The 16,783-nt window shown below is 69.8% G+C and carries 20 protein-coding genes and 1 tRNA gene; 15 read left to right on the top strand and 6 right to left on the bottom strand.

Features of this window, described 5'->3' with window-relative positions:
• Positions 1-39 precede the first annotated feature (39 nt).
• The 10 genes from ACWHMB_RS15960 to ACWHMB_RS15915 all read left to right on the top strand — a co-directional run bounded on the left by ACWHMB_RS15960 (position 40) and on the right by ACWHMB_RS15915 (position 6,548).
• Positions 40-384, top strand: coding sequence for an FmdB family zinc ribbon protein (locus tag ACWHMB_RS15960; protein ID WP_377484875.1), 345 nt, complete (start codon positions 40-42; stop codon positions 382-384).
• Positions 385-410: 26 nt separating this feature from the next.
• Positions 411-1,091, top strand: coding sequence for a DUF502 domain-containing protein (locus ACWHMB_RS15955; protein WP_377485068.1), 681 nt, complete (start codon positions 411-413; stop codon positions 1,089-1,091).
• 31 nt (positions 1,092-1,122) lie between these two features.
• Complete coding sequence (aspS, locus tag ACWHMB_RS15950) at positions 1,123-2,916, top strand: aspartate--tRNA ligase (protein ID WP_377484873.1); 1,794 nt, start codon at positions 1,123-1,125, stop codon at positions 2,914-2,916.
• A gap of 73 nt (positions 2,917-2,989) precedes the next feature.
• The gene (locus ACWHMB_RS15945; RefSeq protein ID WP_293224698.1) at positions 2,990-3,319 is read left to right on the top strand and encodes a DUF883 family protein; all 330 of its coding nucleotides are present in this window, start codon (positions 2,990-2,992) and stop codon (positions 3,317-3,319) included.
• Positions 3,320-3,356: 37 nt separating this feature from the next.
• Complete coding sequence (locus ACWHMB_RS15940) at positions 3,357-3,731, top strand: phage holin family protein (RefSeq protein ID WP_293224700.1); 375 nt, start codon at positions 3,357-3,359, stop codon at positions 3,729-3,731.
• A complete protein-coding gene (locus ACWHMB_RS15935; RefSeq protein ID WP_293224702.1) occupies positions 3,728-4,057 on the top strand; it encodes a YqjK family protein in 330 nt (109 codons plus the stop codon). Before ACWHMB_RS15940 ends, ACWHMB_RS15935 begins: the two co-directional genes overlap by 4 nt.
• A 19-nt stretch (positions 4,058-4,076) precedes the next feature.
• Positions 4,077-4,565 (top strand): dihydroneopterin triphosphate diphosphatase, encoded by a 489-nt coding sequence (nudB, locus tag ACWHMB_RS15930; protein WP_447648585.1) that lies wholly within the window; start codon positions 4,077-4,079, stop codon positions 4,563-4,565.
• A complete protein-coding gene (locus ACWHMB_RS15925; protein WP_377484868.1) occupies positions 4,562-5,338 on the top strand; it encodes an endonuclease/exonuclease/phosphatase family protein in 777 nt (258 codons plus the stop codon). The genes nudB and ACWHMB_RS15925 overlap by 4 nt, the downstream gene beginning before the upstream one ends.
• A 65-nt stretch (positions 5,339-5,403) precedes the next feature.
• Positions 5,404-6,135 (top strand): GTP cyclohydrolase I, encoded by a 732-nt coding sequence (gene folE, locus ACWHMB_RS15920; RefSeq protein ID WP_377484866.1) that lies wholly within the window; start codon positions 5,404-5,406, stop codon positions 6,133-6,135.
• Between the two features lie 2 nt (positions 6,136-6,137).
• On the top strand, positions 6,138-6,548 hold the full coding sequence (locus tag ACWHMB_RS15915) for a BLUF domain-containing protein (RefSeq protein WP_377484864.1): 411 nt from the start codon (positions 6,138-6,140) through the stop codon (positions 6,546-6,548).
• 72 nt (positions 6,549-6,620) lie between these two features.
• Here the strand turns inward: ACWHMB_RS15915 and ACWHMB_RS15910 are convergent, their stop codons facing one another.
• A complete protein-coding gene (locus ACWHMB_RS15910) occupies positions 6,621-8,312 on the bottom strand; it encodes a SulP family inorganic anion transporter (RefSeq protein WP_377484863.1) in 1,692 nt (563 codons plus the stop codon).
• A 115-nt stretch (positions 8,313-8,427) separates the two neighbouring features.
• Between ACWHMB_RS15910 and ACWHMB_RS15905 the strand changes: the two genes are divergently transcribed.
• Entirely contained in the window at positions 8,428-9,057 is a 630-nt protein-coding gene (locus tag ACWHMB_RS15905; RefSeq protein ID WP_377484861.1) for a DUF4124 domain-containing protein, read from the top strand.
• Between the two features lie 246 nt (positions 9,058-9,303).
• Here ACWHMB_RS15905 and ACWHMB_RS15900 read toward each other — a convergent pair whose 3' ends face one another.
• Genes ACWHMB_RS15900 through ACWHMB_RS15890 form a run of 3 tightly spaced genes read right to left on the bottom strand, consistent with a single transcriptional unit; the run spans position 9,304 to position 12,644 of the window.
• Complete coding sequence (locus tag ACWHMB_RS15900) at positions 9,304-10,626, bottom strand: sulfatase family protein (protein WP_377484859.1); 1,323 nt, start codon at positions 10,624-10,626, stop codon at positions 9,304-9,306.
• A gap of 53 nt (positions 10,627-10,679) precedes the next feature.
• Positions 10,680-11,654 (bottom strand): Bug family tripartite tricarboxylate transporter substrate binding protein, encoded by a 975-nt coding sequence (locus ACWHMB_RS15895; protein WP_377484857.1) that lies wholly within the window; start codon positions 11,652-11,654, stop codon positions 10,680-10,682.
• 27 nt (positions 11,655-11,681) lie between these two features.
• Positions 11,682-12,644: a Bug family tripartite tricarboxylate transporter substrate binding protein gene (locus tag ACWHMB_RS15890; protein ID WP_377484855.1), complete on the bottom strand. Its 963-nt coding sequence runs from the start codon at positions 12,642-12,644 to the stop codon at positions 11,682-11,684.
• 103 nt (positions 12,645-12,747) lie between these two features.
• On the opposite strand from ACWHMB_RS15890, the gene ACWHMB_RS15885 reads away from it, so the two are divergent.
• From ACWHMB_RS15885 to ACWHMB_RS15870, 4 genes are all read left to right on the top strand, one after another.
• Positions 12,748-13,239 carry a MarR family winged helix-turn-helix transcriptional regulator gene (locus ACWHMB_RS15885; protein ID WP_377484853.1) on the top strand — a complete coding sequence of 164 codons (492 nt, stop codon included), beginning with the start codon at positions 12,748-12,750 and terminating at the stop codon, positions 13,237-13,239.
• A 116-nt stretch (positions 13,240-13,355) separates the two neighbouring features.
• Entirely contained in the window at positions 13,356-14,162 is an 807-nt protein-coding gene (locus ACWHMB_RS15880; protein WP_377484851.1) for an amino acid ABC transporter substrate-binding protein, read from the top strand.
• A gap of 29 nt (positions 14,163-14,191) precedes the next feature.
• Positions 14,192-14,872 (top strand): amino acid ABC transporter permease, encoded by a 681-nt coding sequence (locus ACWHMB_RS15875; protein WP_377484849.1) that lies wholly within the window; start codon positions 14,192-14,194, stop codon positions 14,870-14,872.
• Positions 14,869-15,615: an amino acid ABC transporter ATP-binding protein gene (locus ACWHMB_RS15870; RefSeq protein ID WP_377484847.1), complete on the top strand. Its 747-nt coding sequence runs from the start codon at positions 14,869-14,871 to the stop codon at positions 15,613-15,615. The genes ACWHMB_RS15875 and ACWHMB_RS15870 overlap by 4 nt, the downstream gene beginning before the upstream one ends.
• Before the next feature lie 55 nt (positions 15,616-15,670).
• Here the strand turns inward: ACWHMB_RS15870 and ACWHMB_RS15865 are convergent.
• Positions 15,671-15,747, bottom strand: a tRNA-Pro gene (locus ACWHMB_RS15865).
• A gap of 22 nt (positions 15,748-15,769) precedes the next feature.
• On the bottom strand, positions 15,770-16,699 hold the full coding sequence (locus ACWHMB_RS15860; RefSeq protein ID WP_377485066.1) for a polyprenyl synthetase family protein: 930 nt from the start codon (positions 16,697-16,699) through the stop codon (positions 15,770-15,772).
• Between the last annotated feature and the right edge of the window lie 84 nt (positions 16,700-16,783).

Genomic DNA, 16,783 nt, shown 5'->3' with positions numbered 1-16,783 from the left:
TAATTGAGGGTTTTTCGTCCGACTGAAAGTCGTGTCGTCATGCCCATTTATGCGTACAAGTGCGCCGCCTGCGGTTTTGCCAAGGACGTGCTGCAAAAACTCTCCGATGCGCCGCTCACGGTGTGCCCGTCCTGCGGTGAGCCGCGCTTTGCCAAGCAGGTGACGGCGGCCAGCTTTCAGCTCAAGGGCTCGGGCTGGTACGTGACCGACTTCCGCAACGAGGGCAGCGCGCCCGCGGCCGACGCCAAGGCGGGCGGCCCCGAGGGCGGCGCGAGCGCGGCCCCGGCACCAGCGGCCGAGGCCCCCGCGGCGGCGGCGGCGTCGCCGGCGCCTGCTCCTGCGGCCGCGCCGGCGCCGGCGGCCGGCGGCTCGTCCACTGCTTGACCCTTGCGCCCATCGCCCCGCCCATGATGTCCCGCCTGCGGCAATACTTCATCACCGGCCTGCTGGTGTGGTTGCCCATGACCGTCACCGTGTGGGTGCTGCTGTGGCTGGTGGGCCTGCTCGACGGCGTGTTCGGCGGCGTGCTGACGGCCTTCGAAACCATGGTGCCGCCGCTGCAGCCGCTGGCCAGCCAGCTGCGCCACGTGCCGGGCCTGGGCGTCATCCTGGTGGCCATCGTCATCCTGGCCACCGGCCTGTTCGTGGCCAACATGTTCGGCCAGTGGGCGGTGCGCCAGTGGGACCGGCTGATGGCGCGCATTCCGGTGGTGCGCAGCATCTACACCAGCGTCAAGCAGGTGTCGGACACGCTGTTTTCCGGCTCGGGCCACGCCTTTTCCAAGGCGCTGCTGATCCAGTACCCGCGCGCGGGCGCCTGGACCATCGCCTTTCTGACCGGCCAGCCCAGCGGCGAGGTGGCGGCGCACCTGGGCGGCGATCACCTGAGCGTGTACGTGCCCACCACGCCCAACCCGACCTCGGGTTTTTTCCTGATCGTGCCGCGCGCCGACGTGGTGGAGCTGGCCATGAGCGTGGACGAAGCGCTCAAGTACGTCATCTCCATGGGCGTGGTCGCGCCGCCGCCGGCGCGCGTGCCGCTGGCGCCCCCGGTGCTCCCCGAGCACGCGGCGGCGCACCCCGAACCCTGATTCACCGATCGTCCGAAAGTCTTTCTGCCCCATGTCCATGCGTAGCCATTACTGCGGTCTCGTGACCGAAGCCCTGCTGGGTCAAACCGTCAGCCTGTGCGGCTGGGTCAATCGCCGGCGCGACCACGGCGGCGTGATCTTCATCGACCTGCGCGACCGCGAAGGCTACGTGCAGGTGGTGTGCGACCCCGACCGCCCCGAGATGTTCCAGGTGGCCGAGGACATCCGCAACGAGTTCTGCGTGCGCGTCGAGGGCCTGGTGCGCGCGCGCCCGGCCGGCACCGTCAACGAGCAGCTCAAGAGCGGCCAGATCGAGGTGCTGTGCCAGCAGCTGACGGTGCTCAACCCCTCGGTCACGCCGCCGTTTCCGCTGGACGACGACAACCTGTCGGAAACCACGCGCCTGACGCACCGCGTGATGGACCTGCGCCGCCCGGCCATGCAGCGCAACATGATGCTGCGCTACAAGACCGCCATCCAGGTGCGCAACTTTCTCGACCAGCAGGGCTTCATCGACATCGAAACCCCGATGCTGGGCAAGAGCACACCCGAGGGCGCGCGCGACTACCTGGTGCCCAGCCGCGTGCACGACGGCCAGTTCTACGCGCTGCCGCAATCGCCCCAGCTGTACAAGCAGATGCTGATGGTGGCCGGCTACGACCGCTACTACCAGATCACCAAGTGCTTTCGCGACGAGGACCTGCGCGCCGACCGCCAGCCCGAGTTCACGCAGATCGACTGCGAGACCTCGTTTCTGGGCGAGGAGGAAATCCGCGCCATCTTCCAGCGCATGATCAGCGAGGTGTTCCAGCAGCAGTTGGGCGTGGACCTGGGTGAGTTCCCCGTCATGGCCTACCAGGAGTCGATGCACCGCTTCGGCTCCGACAAGCCCGACCTGCGCGTCAAGCTCGAATTCACCGAGCTGACCGACGTGATGAAGGACGTGGATTTCAAGGTCTTCAGCACCCCCGCCACCACCCCCGGCGGGCGCGTGGTGGCCCTGCGCGTGCCCGGCGGCGCGCACATCTCGCGCGGCGAGATCGACGGCTACACCGATTTCGTCAAGATCTACGGCGCCAAGGGCCTGGCCTGGATCAAGGTCAACGAGGTGGCCAAGGGCCGCGACGGTCTGCAATCGCCCATCGTCAAGAACATCCACGACGCAGCGATTGCCGAGATCCTCAAGCGCACGGGCGCGCAGGACGGTGACATCCTGTTTTTCGGCGCCGACAAGCTCAAGGTGGTCAACGACGCCATCGGCGCGCTGCGCCTGAAGGTCGGCCACAGCGAATTCGGCAAGAAGAGCGGCCTGTTCGAAGACCGCTGGGCGCCGCTGTGGGTGGTCGACTTTCCGATGTTCGAGCACGACGAGGAAGACGACCGCTGGGTGGCCGTGCACCACCCCTTCACCAGCCCCAAGGACGGGCACGAAGACCTGATGGAGACCGACCCCGGCGCCTGCCTGTCCAAGGCCTACGATATGGTGCTGAACGGCTGGGAGCTGGGCGGCGGCTCGGTGCGCATTCACCGCGCCGAGGTGCAGTCCAAGGTGTTCGCCGCGCTCAAGATCGGCCCCGAGGACGCACGCGCCAAGTTCGGTTACCTGCTCGATGCGCTGCAGTACGGCGCTCCCCCGCACGGCGGCCTGGCCTTCGGCCTGGACCGACTCATCACCCTGATGACCGGCGCCGAGTCGATCCGCGACGTCATCGCCTTCCCCAAGACCCAGCGCGCGCAGGATTTGCTGACGCAGGCACCGAGCCCGGTGGACGAAAAGCAGTTGCGCGAGTTGCACATCAAGCTGCGCAACCCCGCCGCGGCATAGCCACCGCCCCGCCGCGCCGGGGCATGGCCGGGGGGCTCTGCTACGATGAATTCTTTGCCAAGGAGGTCCCCCGATGTCCAACCTGTCCGATATGGCCGATTCCGCCGTGGAAGCCAAGGAAGAGCTTGTCGCCAACCTGCGGCGCGTGATTTCCGATGCCGAGGATTTGCTGGCGGCCACCGCCGGTGACAGCGACAGCCGCATCGCCGAGCTGCGCGCGCGTGCCAAGCAGAACCTGGCGGTGGCGCGCGAGAAGCTGGCCGACGCCGACGCCGCCCTGCGCGCGGGCGCCCGCCGCGCCATGAACGTCACCGACGACTACGTGCACGAAAACCCCTGGTCGTCCATCGGCGCCGCGGCGGCCGTCGGCATGCTGATCGGCGTGCTGCTGGGCCGCCGTTGAGTCGGGCGCGCGGGCTCCAGGCTTCAGCGGGCGCGGCGTGAGCGCGGGCACCGAAGGCACCTTGGCGCGGGTGCGCCAGTTGCTGGCCGACGCGGTCGAGCTGGTCCAGGTGCGGCTGGAGCTGCTCAGCCTGGAGGCGCGCGAGGACATCGGCCAGCTGCTGACCTTGGGCCTGCAGGCCGCGCTGGCGCTGGTGCTGCTCAGCTTCGGCCTGATCTTCCTGGCGCTGTTTCTCACCGTCCTGCTGTGGGACAGCCAGCGCCTGCTGGCGCTGGGCATCTTCACCACCGCCTTCCTGGGCGGCGGCGTGGTGCTGGCCCTGCTGGCCTGGCAGCGCCTGCGCCGCGGACTGCGCCTGTTTCGCTCCAGCATCCAGGAGCTGCAGGCCGATCGGGAGCGGCTGCGTTCATGACCGACGGCGCTTCGCACACCCGCCCGCGCGAGCTGGCCGCCCGGCGCGAGCATCTGCTGCTGCGCTCGGCCCAGCTGCGCGAGCAGATCGGTGCCCGCACGCAGGTGCTGCGCCCGGCCTTTCGCGCCGTCGATCGCGTGCGCGGCGGCGCGCGGGCGGTGCGCAGCAATCGCGGCTGGGTGCTGCTGGGCGCCGCCGCCCTGGCCGGCGCCGCGCTGGTGCGGCCACGCCTGGTGCTGGGACTGGGCGCACGGGCGTGGGCCGGCTGGCAGGCGTATCGGCGCGTGCAGCCGATCGCGCGCACGCTGCTGCGCCAGTTGATGTGAACCTGCAGGGGCCCGCGTCATGCCGCAGCCCAAGACCACGCCCCGGCCCTACAAGATTCCCCAGTCGGTGCTGGTGGTGATCCACACCGCCGCGCTGGACGTGCTGCTGCTGCGCCGCGCCAACATCGAGGCCGAGTTCTGGCAGTCGGTCACCGGCAGCAAGGACCGCGCGGACGAGCCCCTGCTCGAGACGGCGGTGCGCGAGGTGCGCGAGGAGACCGGGCTGGACGCCACCGCGCCCGGCTGCCAGCTGAGCGACTGGAACCTGGAAAACGTCTACGACATCTACCCACGCTGGCGCGCGCGCTACGCGCCGGGCGTGACGCGCAACGTCGAGCACGTGTTCGGCCTGCGCGTGCCCGCCGGCGCGGCAGTGCACCTGAGCCCGCGCGAGCACACCGACTACGTGTGGCTGCCCTGGCGCGCGGCGGCCGACCGCTGCTATTCGTACACCAACGCCGAGGCCTGCCTGCTGCTGCCGCGCTTCGCACCAGGGGCGGCGCCATGATCGAGGCCCCGTCCGGCGACATCCTGGGGCCGCAGCGCCTGCGCGTGGCCACCTACAACATCCACAAGGGCGTGCAGGGGCTGGGTCCCGCGCGCCGACTGGAGATTCACAACCTGGCGCTGGCGGTCGACAGCCTGGACGCCGACATCGTCTGCCTGCAGGAGGTGCGTGCCGAAAACCGCCGCGAGGCGCAGTTCTTCGAGCGCTGGCCGACGCTGCCGCAGGCCGACTTCCTGGCGCCGCTGGGCTACGAGGTGGCCTACCACACCAACGCCGTCACCAAGGACGGCGAGCACGGCAACGCGCTGCTCACGCGCTGGCCCATCATCCACGTGCGGCACGAGGACATGTCGGACCACCGTTTCGAGCAGCGCGGCCTGCTGCACGCCGAGCTGCGCGTGCTGGGCGCGCCGCTGCACGTCATCGTGGTGCACTTCGGCCTGATTCCGGCCAGCCGCCTGCGCCAGGCGCTGCAGCTGCGCCGCTACATCGCGCGCGAGGTGCCGCTGGACGAGGCCCTGCTGGTGGCGGGCGACTTCAACGACTGGGGCACGCGCGTGCAGCGCCTGCTGCGCGTGGACGCGCTCAAGGGCTTCGAGGGCGAGCGCACGCTGACCTACCCCTCGCGCTTTCCGGTCGCGCAGCTGGACCACATCTACGCCCGCGGCATGTTGCCGCTGAGCCTGCAGGCGCCGCGCGGGCGGGTCTGGCGGCGCATGTCCGACCACCTGCCGCTGATCGCGGAGTTTCAGCTTGCGGCGCACGCCAGATAAGCGCGAGCAGCTACTTAAATGATAGTAATGCGGGCGCGTTCCGCTGCTGCTACCATCACCTCTTCATGAGCCGCATTCTCCCCGCCACCCCCTTGCACGCCGCCGCGGCCGACGACGAGGGCACGCCCGTCTCGGTCAAGATTCGCGAGCGCGTGCGCGCCGCCGGCCAGCGCTTCAACGCCAACGACAACATCGCCGAGTTCATCCAGCCGGGCGAGCTCGAGCGCCTGCTGGACGAGGTCGAAGGCAAGATGCAGGCCGTGCTCGACAGCCTGGTGATCGATACCGCGCGCGACCACAACACCGAGCGCACCGCCCGGCGCGTGGCCAAGATGTACCTCAACGAGGTGTTTCACGGCCGCTACACGCCGGCGCCCACGATCACCGAGTTTCCCAACGCCGAGCACCTCAACGAGCTGATGATCGTCGGCCCCATCACCGTGCGCTCGGCCTGCAGCCACCACCTGTGCCCCATCATCGGCAAGCTGTGGATCGGCGTGATGCCCAACGAGCACACCAACGTCATCGGCCTGTCCAAGTACGCGCGCCTGGCCGAGTGGATCATGGGCCGCCCGCAAATCCAGGAAGAAGCCGTGGTGCAGCTGGCCGACCTGATCCAGCACAAGACCAAGCCCGACGGCCTGGCCCTGGTCATGCAGGCCTCGCACTTTTGCATGGCCTGGCGCGGCGTCAAGGACATGGACAGCCGGATGATGAACTCGGTGATGCGCGGCGTGTTCCTGAAGGACGCCAACCTGCGGCGCGAATTTCTGTCATTGATTCCCCGGGAGGCCTGAGCATGCTGGTACGACTGCTTTACGCGAGCCGCGCGGTGGACCAGGCGCCGTCGGCCATCCAGGCCATCCTCGACTCGGCGCGGCGCCACAACACCGACAGCGGGGTGACCGGGCTGCTGGTGTATGGCGGCGGCGTGTTCATGCAGGCCATCGAGGGCGGCCGCCAGGCGGTGAGCGACCTGTACGGCACCATCTCGCGCGACACCCGGCACAAGGACGTGGTGCTGCTGCACTACGAGGAAATCGCCGAGCGGCGCTTCAGCAGCTGGACCATGGGCCTGGTCGACGTCGGGCGCATCAACGCCAGCGTGCTGCTGAAATATTCCGAGCGCGCCGTGCTCGACCCCTACGCCGTGTCGATGGCGCTGCTGGACGAGCTGATCGCCACCGCCAGCATCGCCTGCCACGCCTGATCGGGCGTTCAAGAGTCGAATCGGCCGCTGGCCGGCGCTGAACAAGCGCGAGAAGCTATCAATTCAATAGTATCAGGCGGGTGGCGCGGGCGCGTCCGCCGCCTCGCCGGTGTCGCGCAGCGCGGCCAGCGTCTCGGCATCGGTGCGCCACAGCTGCAGCAGCGGCGAGGGCGCCAGCGCACCGGCGGCGCGCAGCACCTGCTCGGCGGGCAGCTTCAGGCCGCTCACCAGCAGGCGCACGCCACGCGCGTTCAGCTGCGCCTGCACGCGCGCGAACACCTCGGCGCCGGTGACGTCGATGTGGTTGATGGGCTGCGCCAGCAGGCACACCTGGCGCGTGTCGGGGTGCTCGGTCAGGTACTCGACCACGCAGCGTTCGAACTCGCCCGCGCTGGCGAAGTCCAGCGCCGCGTCCATGCGCAGCGCCAGCGTGCGCGGCGCCAGCGGCGGCAAGTGCCACAGGTGGCGGTCGCGCAGGGTGCCGTCGGGGTGCAGGCCGACTTCGATAATGCGCGGGTGCAGGTTGCGGTACAGGTAGTGCGACAGCGCCATCAGCACGCCGGCCAGCACGCCCCAGTACAGCTGCGGCGCGGCGGCGATGGTGATGGCGAAGGTGGCGGCGGCGATCACGCCTTCCACGCGCGAGATGCGCCACACGCGCAAAAATTCGCGCGGCCGCAGCAGCCCCACCACGGCCACCACCACGATGGCCGCCAGCACCGCCTGCGGCACGTGGCGCAGCGCCGGCGTGAAGAACAGCAGCGCCCCCAGCACCACGAGCACCGAGAACACCGTGGCCCAGCCGGTCTGCGCGCCGGCGTACAGGTTGAGCGCCGAGCGCGAGAAGGACGAGCTGGTGGCGAACGCGCCCGACAGGCCCGAGACGATCTTGGCCAGGCCCTGGCCGATCAAATCCTGGTCCTGGTCCCAGCGCTCGCCCTTGCGCTGGTTGTCCACCTTGGCGCTGGACGCCGTCTCCAGAAAGCTGATCAGCGTCACCACCAGCGTGGGCAGCACCAGCTGCCCCAGCGCATGCCAGCCCGGCCAGGTGGGGATGTACAGCGAGGGCAGGCCCTGCGGCAGCGCGCCGATCACCTTGCCGCCCGTGGCCTCGAAGCCGACCAGCCAGCTCACGCCGGCGGCGGCCAGCACGATCACCAGGATGCTGGGAAAGGTCGGCCGCCAGCGCCGCGCCAGCCACAGCAGGACCAGCGCCGCCAGCCCGAAGGCCGCCGCGCTGGGGTTGATGGCGGGCTGCGCGGCCATCTGCGCCCACCCTCCCTTGAAGCCCAGCAGCGCCGGCAATTGCGAGCTGACGATGAGCACCGCCGCCGCCTGGGTGAAGGCCGTCAGCACGGGCGAGTTGACCAGGTTCAGCAGCCAGCCGAAGCGCGCCAGCCCCAGCGCGGCCTGCAGCAGGCCCGACAGCAGCGCCAGCCACACCGCCAGGTCCACCCATTCGGGCGTGCCCGGTTGCGCCAGCGGCGCCAGGCCGGCGTAGATCAGCAGGCTGGTCAGGGCCACCGGCCCCACCGACAGCCGCGCCGAGGCCGAGAACAGCACCGCCGCCAGCGCCGGCAGCAGCGAGGCGTAGATGCCGGTGATCAGCGGCATGCCCGCCAGCTGCGCGTAGGCCACGCCCTGCGGGATCACCATCAGGCCCACCGTCAGGCCGGCCAGGGCCTCGCTGCGCAGCAGCGCGCGCGTCGGCCGCGGCCAGCGCAGAAAGGGCAGGCGACGGGTCAGGCCGGGCGGCAGGGACATGGGGGCGGGGCGGGTGTCGGCGCGGTGGGGCGGGGGGACGTTACATTGCGCAGGTGCGCACCCATGCGCGCGTACCACCGTCCTTGTCGGGAGAACGATGATAACGACCCCAACCTTGTCGTCGCCGCATGCCTGCGGGCTGCAGCGCGCCCTTGTCGCCCTGGCGCTGTGCGCGCCACTGGCGGCCGGCGCCCAGGCCTACCGCTGCGTGGACGCGGCCAGCGGACGCACGCTCTACACCGACCAGCCGTGCAAGGGCGGCGCCACCGTGGTGCCCAAGCCGACCGAGGAGCAGTTGCAGCGCGACGCCGAGCGCGCGCAGGAGGCGCGCGAGCGCAGCCTGCAGCAGCGCGAGCAGACCGTGCAGCGCGAGCAGGACCGGCTGGACGCCGCGCGCAGCGCCGAGGCGCAGCGCCCGCCGCCCGCGGCGGCGCCATCCGAATCCCAGGCCTGCCGCGCCGCGCGCGAGGAAGCCAGCTTTCGCGCCGCCAGCGTGACGGCGACCGAGGAGCAGATTCGCACCGCGCGCGCCAACGCGGCGCTGGCCTGCGGGCAGCCGGCGCCGCCCGAGATCGTGGTGGCGCCGCCGCCGCGCTGGCGCCCGCACGTCTATCCGCGGCCCGATCGCTACCCCGGCTACTCCGGGCCGGCGCCGTGGCCACGCGCCGTGGACTCGCAGCCCAGCTACGCGCCGGGCACCGAGCCCCTGCCCATGACCACGCGCCCGCCCTCGGCAACTCGCTGACTCCGCGAATGGATCATCGACGCTCATCAGTTCATTGGGACGAAAGGCCGCGGAGCAGGCCATGCCAGCAATCGCCGTGGCCGGGGTCTCCCCGGTCACTGGCGAGCCTTGCAGGCCGCGGCGGCGCCAGAGGCACCGCCTCTTCGGGCCGTCCAAGCCTGCGCGGGCAGGCTTGGAGTCGCGGCCCTCAGCCCCCTCGAGGGAGGCGAAACATCGCGCAGCGAGTGGAGCAACGGGGGTGGTCGTTCAACGCTGGGGCATGTCCTTGTAGGAGTAGCCCAGGCTGATCGTGGCGTCGTTGGGGATGGGCGGCATGCCGGCGTTCCAGGCCAGCCAGTCGGCGCGCAGCGCGTCCAGTCGGGCGGGCTCCTTCTTGGCCAGGTTGGCGCGCTCGCGCTCATCCTGCGGGATATTGAACAGGTACTCGTTGCCGTCCACCTTCAGGTACTTCCAGTCGCCCACGCGCAGCGCGCGCTGGTCGCGGTGGTTCATGCGAAAGTGCAGCGGGCGCTCGAAGACCTGCGAGGCATCGCGCAGCACCGGCAGCAGCGAGACACCGTCCAGCGGATAGTCGGGGTGCGCGGCCACGCCGGCGGCGGCCAGCACGGTGGCCGACCAGTCCATGGTCATGCACAGTTGGGGGCTGACGCCGCCGGCCTGGATCTGCGCCGGCCAGTGGGCGATCCAGGGCACGCGGATACCGCCTTCGGTCAAGTCCATCTTGCCGCCCACCAGCGGCCAGTTGTCCGAAAAGCGCTCGCCGCCGTTGTCGCTGGTGAATACGAGCAGGGTGTTGTCCAGCTGGCCGGTGCGGCGCAGCGCCTCGACGATCCAGCCGATGCCCTCGTCCATGTGGTGGATCATGCGGCGATAGACGTGGATGTTGCCGGCCGCCAGGTCGAACAGGTTGTCCCTGATGGTGGGCGCGCGCGCGGCGTCCTCGCGCGTCTCCCAGGGCCAGTGCGGCGCGGTGTAGTGCAGGCTGACGAAAAACGGCGCGTCCTGCCGCGCCATGCGCTCGACGTACTCCACCGTGCGGCGCGACAGCAGGTCGGTCAGGTAGCCGTCCTCGTGGTGTTCCTCGCCGTTCAGCCACAGGTCGTGCTGGCCGCTGGAGTCGCAGTGGGTGAAGTAGTCCACCCCGCCGGCCAGTGGGCCGAAGCTTTCCTCGTAGCCCGACTGGAGCGGCCCGAAGTGCGGCCCGAAGCCCAGGTGCCACTTGCCGATCAGCGCCGTGCGGTAGCCGGCGCCGCGCAGCAGCGAGGGCAGGGTGGGGTGCTCGGGCGGCAGGCCCAGGGTGGTGCTGCCGCGGCTCTTGCTGTTGATCGGCTCCTCGGCCGCGCCGCGCAGGCGGTACTGGTAGCGCGCCGTCATCAGCGCGAAGCGCGTGGGCGAGCACACGGGCGAATTGCTGTAGCCCTGGGTGAAGCGCATGCCCTCGGCCGCCAGGCGGTCGAGCACCGGCGACACCGGGCCCCAGGGCTCGTCGCGCCCGTCGTAGCAGCCGAGGTCGGCATAGCCCAGGTCGTCGGCGACGATGTAGATGATGTTGGGTCGATTATTGGTCATATTGGCCGCCAGCCCAGGTGGATCAAGCGCGAACAGCTATCAAAAACAAAGCATCACTCGACGTGCATGCCGGTGGCGCGGATCACCCGCTCGTAGCGCTGCGACAGCTCGGCGATGCGCTGGCTGGCGGCGGCGCCGGTCAGGCCTTCGTGGAACAGGTCCAGGTCGACCAGGCGCTGCTTCACATCCGGCTGCGCCAGCGCGTCGGCAAAGGCCTTTTGCAGCGTGCGCACCACGGCATCGGGCGTGGCGGCGGGGGCCATGGCCACGTACAGCACTTCCTGCTCCAGGTTCTTGTGGCCGGCCTCGGCCACGGTGGGGATGTCGGGCGCCAGCGCCGAGCGCCGGCGGCTGGTGACGGCCAGTGCGCCGATCTTGCCGGCCTTGACGAAGGGCAGCATGCCGGGCGTGGCCAGCACGCCGCCGTCCACCTCGCCCGAGAGCACGGCGTTGACGGCCGGGCTGTTGCCCTTGTAGGGGATCTGCGTGATCTTCATTCCGGTGTCTTCCTTCATCATCTCCACCGCCAGGTGGCCCGGGCTGCCCGAGCCGGCGGAGGCGAAGTTGATGTTCTTCTTCTGCCCGGCGGCGATCAGGTCGGCCAGCGTCTTGATGCCGGTCTTGGGGTGCACGCCCACCAGCAGGCCCGAGGACGCCATCACCATCACCGGCCTGAAGTCGGCCGGCTTGAAGGCCAGTGACTTGTAGATGTGCGGGTTGACGGTGAAGGCGGTGTCGATGCCGATCAGCAGGGTGTAGCCGTCGGGCTCGCTCTTGGCCACCACGTCGGCGCCGATGTTGCCCGAGGCGCCGGGCTTGTTGTCGACGATGAAGCTTTGCTTGAGCGTCTTTTGCAGCTCGGCGGCAATCGAGCGGGCGATGATGTCCGAGGGCCCGCCGGGCGGAAAGTTGTTGATGATCCGCACCGTCTTGGCGGGGTAGCTGCCCTGGGCCAGCGCGGGGGCGACCAAGGTGGCGGCGCACAGCGCGGCCAGGGCGCCGCGCAGCAGGAGTTTCGTCGTGAGCATGAGCGATGTGCCGTTGTCGTTCGTCGATCAGGGCTGGTAGCCCGACTGCTGAACCACCGGCGCCCACTGCGCGCGGTAGGCCTTCAGCATCGCCGCGGTCTGCGCCGCCGTGGCCGACACCGGCACCATCTTGGCGTCGTGGAACTTGCGCCGGGTGTCCTCGTCCTTCATCACCTCGGCAATCGCCTGCGACAGGCGCGCCACCTCGGCCTGGGGCATGCTGGTGGGGGCGAAAAAGGCGTTCCAGCCGGTGGCCACCAGGTCCAGCCCCGACTCCTTGTAGGTCGGCACGTCGGGCGCGAAGCCCGAGCGCTTGGCGCCCGAGCTGGCCAGGATGTGCAGCTTGCCCGCCTCGTGCTGGGGCAGCAGGGTGTCCAGCGTGTCGAAGGCCACCGGCACCTGGCCGCCGATCAGGTCGGTCAGCAGCGGGCCCGAGCCGCGGTAGCCCACCACCTGACCCTTCACCTGCGCCTTCTCGCTGGTCATCAGGGCAAAGAAGTGCGGCAGGCTGCCGGTGGCCGGCACGCCGAAGTTGGCCTGCGTGGGGTTGGCGCGCAGCCAGGCCAGCAGGTGCGACAGCGACTTGACCGGCACGGCAGTGGCCACGGCGGCGCCGAACTCGTATTCGCTGACCTGCCCCACGGGCTGAAAGTCGGTCTGCGGGTCGTAGCCCGCGTCCTTGAACACCAGCGGCGCCACCACGATGGTGGCCGGGTTGGCCAGCACCAGCTCGCGCCGGCTGGCGGGCGCCAGCTTGCCTTGCTGCATGGCCAGGCGCCCGCCGGCGCCGGTCTTGTTCTCGACCACCACCACCTCGCCCAGCTTGGCGCCCAGCTTGTCGCCGACGATGCGGGCGGTGCGATCGCTGGAGCCGCCGGGCGCGTAGGGCACGACCAGGCGCAGCGGGCCCTTGTCCTGGCTCCAGGCGGGGGCGACGATGGAGGCCGCGGCCAGCGCGGCGGCGGATTTCAGGGCGGAGCGTCGAAGCATGATGGAGGGGTTCCTTCTCGTGTTGCGCAAAATGACCGGAATCAAGCACTGTAGGTTCAGGTCCTTGAATTGACAAAATCAATCCATGTCCGGAATTTCCCCAATGCCTGCACGCCATTTGCTCCAGCCCAAGACCCTGGACGACATGCTGCTGTACGTGATGTGGCAGCTGCAGGCCTGCGCGGGCAGCGTGGTGGTGCGCCTGTGCGAGAGCGAGTTCGGCATCACGCGGCGCGAGTGGCGCATGGTGGCGCAGCTGGCGGTGCACGAGGGCGTGCGGTCGTCCGAGCTGGCGCGGCACGCCGCGCTGGACCGGGCCCGTACCTCGCGCGCGCTGACGGGGCTGGAGGCCAAGGGCCTGGTCGAACGCACGCCGCGCCCCGGCGACCGGCGCGAGGTGCTGGTGCGCCTGACGCCGCAGGGCCGCGCGCTGCACGCCGCCCTGCTGCCGCGCGTGATGCAGATCAACCGCGAACTGCTGTCGGCCCTGGACGAGGGCGAGGTCGATCAGCTGGAGCGCTTTTTCGCGCGCCTGCAGCAGCGCGCCGAGGCGATGCGGGTCGACGCGCGCGGCGCGGCCGAGCGGGCGCCCTAGCCGTGGGCATATGCACATCGAAAAACAATCGTTGGGGCCGTGCCCGGGCATTCCTACAATTTCATCCCTTTCGGGCGGCCGGGCATGACGGGCGCCTTTGTTGGAGAATTTGCACCATGAACGTCTTGAAGAAACTCTTGTTGACCCTCGGCCTGGGCGCCGGTCTGGGCCTGCTGGCGGCGGCGCCGGCGCAGGCCGCGGACGACGACCTGGCGGCGATCCAGAAGGCCGGCGTGATCCGCATCGGCACTGAGGGCACCTACGCGCCCTTCACCTACCACGAGACCTCGGACAACAAGCTGGTCGGCTTCGACGTCGACATCGGCCGTGCCATCGCGGCCAAGCTGGGCGTCAAGCCCGAGTTCGTCGAGGGCAAGTGGGACGGCCTGATCGCCGGGCTCAACGTCAACCGCTACGACGTGGTCATCAACCAGGTCGGCATCTCGGCCGAGCGCCAGGCCAAGTACGACTTTTCCAAGCCCTACATCGCCTCGGCGGCGGCGCTGATCGTGCGCGCCGACAACGACAGCATCCACGGCTTTGCCGACCTCAGGGGCAAGCGCTCGGCCAACAGCATCAGCAGCAACTTCGCCAAGCTGGCCGAGCGCAACGGCGCGCAGGTGGTGGCGGTGCAGGGCTTCAACGATGCCATCGCGCTGCTGCTGGCGGGCCGGGTCGACGCCACGGTCAACGACTACCTGTCCTACCTCGACTTCAAGAAGCAGCAGCCGCAGGCCAAGGTGAAGGTGGTGGCGCGCGACGACAGCGCCGAGTTCGGCCGCTCGGGCGTGCTGATGCGCAAGGGCCAGTCGCAGCTGAAGGCGGCCATCGACCAGGCGATCGACGCCATCGTCGCCGACGGCACCTACAAGAAGATCTCCGAGCACTATTTCGGCGAAGACCTCGCGTCCAAGATTCGCTGATCGCGCCCCCATATAACGATTGAGGGATCGTGCCCGACTGGCTGCTCCTGATGTGGCAATCCCTCGGGCCCTTGCTGGTCGGAGGGATCAAGTTCACGGTGCCGCTGGCGCTGCTGTCGTTTGCGGTCGGTCTGCTGGTGGCCTTTGCGGCCGCTTTGGCGCGGCTGTTCGGCCCGCCGCCCTTGGTGGCGCTGGTGCGCTTTTACATCTGGCTGATCCGCGGCACGCCGCTGCTGGTGCAGCTGTTCGTCATCTTCTACGGCCTGCCCAGCGTGGGCATCGTGCTCGACCCGCTCACGGCGGCGCTGATCGGCTTTTCGCTCAACATCGGCGCCTACAACGCCGAGGTGATTCGCGGCGCCATCGAGGCCATTCCCAGCGGCCAATGGGACGCCGCCTATTCGCTGGGCATGACGCGCGCGCAGGCGCTGCGCCGCACGGTGCTGCCGCAGGCCGCGCGCGTGGCCGTGCCGCCGCTGGCCAATTCCTTCATCGCGCTGGTCAAGGACACCTCGCTGGCCGCGGTCATCACCGTGCCCGAGATTTTCCAGGCCGCGCAGCGCATCGCTTCGGTCACCTACGAGCCGCTGGTGCTGTACGTGGAGGCGGCGCTGATCTACCTGGTGCTGTGCTCGGTGCTGTCCTCGCTGCAGGTGCGGCTGGAGCGCCACTTCAGCCGCCACGCGGTGTTTGCCGAGGGCCGGCGATGATCGCGCTGCAAGGCATCCGCAAGTCCTTTGGTGGCCACGAGGTGCTGCGCTCGGTCAGCGTCGACATCGCGGCGGGCCAGGTCACGGCGCTGATCGGCCCCTCGGGCAGCGGCAAGAGCACCCTGCTGCGCTGCGTCAACCTGCTGGAGGTGCCCGACGCCGGCAACTTGACCCTGGGCGCCGAGACGATACGCTTCAGCCCCGGCGTGCGGCCCGGCCCCGACGCCGTGCGGCGCATCCGCCTGCAGACCGGCATGGTGTTCCAGAACTTCCAGTTGTTCGCGCACCAGAGCGCGGTGCAAAACGTGATGGAGGGCCTGGTCACCGTCAAGCGCTGGGACAAGGCGCGCGCGCGCGAGCGGGCGCTGGCCCTGCTGGACAAGGTGGGCCTGCGCGACAAGGCCGACGCCTGGCCCGCCAGCCTGTCGGGCGGCCAGCAGCAGCGCGTGGCGATTGCCCGCGCGCTGGCGATCGAGCCCGCCGTGCTGTTGTGCGACGAGCCCACCTCCGCCCTGGACCCCGGCCTGGCCGCCGAGGTGGTTGCCGTGCTGAGCGAGCTGGCGCGCGAAGGCATGACCATGCTGATGGCCACGCACGACCTGCGCCTGGCCGCGCAGGTGGCCGGCCACACGGTGTTTTTGCTGGATGGCGCGGTGGTGGAGGCCGGCCCATCCAGGGCCCTCTTCGAATCGGCACAAGATCCGCGCACGCGCGAATTCGTGGCCACCCTGGCGCACGGGTGAGTCTCGCCCAACAAAAAACCCAAGCGATCGACTCGCTTGGGTTTTTATTGGTACCTGGTCGGGGTGAGAGGATTCGAACCTCCGGCCTCTACGTCCCGAACGTAGCGCTCTACCAGGCTAAGCTACACCCCGATGGCCGTGCCTGCGAGCCCCGTCAGGAGCGCCGCTGCAGCAGCTGAGCCGACAATTCTAGCAAACTCTCGGTGTACGGATTGGGCGCGAAGCCCTGCAGGGCCTGGACCGCGCGCCGGGCCTGCTCGGACGCCACGCCGCGGGCCTGCTCCAGCGCGCCGCAGCCCTGCACGATGCGCAGGATGGCGGGCAATTCGTCGGTGCGGCCCGACTCGATGGCGTGGCGCACCAGCGCGGCCTGCTCGGGCGTGCCGCGCTGCATGGCCACGATCAGCGGCAGGGTGACCTTGCCTTCGCGCAGGTCGTCGCCCAGGTTCTTGCCCAGCTCGGCGGCGTCGCCCTCGTAGTCGAGCACGTCATCGATGATCTGGAACGCCGTGCCCAGCGACTGGCCATATTCGGCGCAGGACTCTTCCATGGCGGCAGGGCTGCCCGCCAGCACCGCGGCCAGGCGGCAGCTGGCCTCGAACAGCTTGGCGGTCTTGGAGCGGATGACGCGCAGGTACGCCGCCTCGTCCAGCGCGGTGTCGCGGATGTTCATCAGCTGCAGCACCTCGCCCTCGGCGATGACGTTGGTGGCGTCGGCCAGGATCTGCATCACGCGCATGCTGCCGGTCTCGACCATCATCTGGAAGGCGCGCGAATACAGAAAATCGCCCACCAGCACGCTGGCGGGATTGCCGAACACCTCGTTGGCGGTGGCCTTGCCGCGGCGCAGGGTGGACTCGTCCACCACGTCGTCGTGCAGCAGCGTGGCGGTGTGGATGAACTCGACCACCGCCGCCAGGTTGAAGCGCTGCTCGCTGGCGCAGCCCAGCGCCCCGCAGGTCAGCAGCAGCAGCACCGGGCGCAGGCGCTTGCCGCCCGAGGCGATGATGTAGCGCGCCACCTCGCCCACCAGCGGCACGCCCGAGTCCAGGCGCCGGGCGATGGTGGCGTCGACCTCGCGCATGTCGGCGGCGGCCAGTTCGAGCGCGCGGTGATAGGGGGTGGAAGAGGCGGACAAGACGGACGGCAGGGGGTAAGTCGAGAGGGG

The organism is Ottowia pentelensis (assembly GCF_964341695.1).
This window is presented reverse-complemented; position numbering and strand designations above follow the sequence as displayed.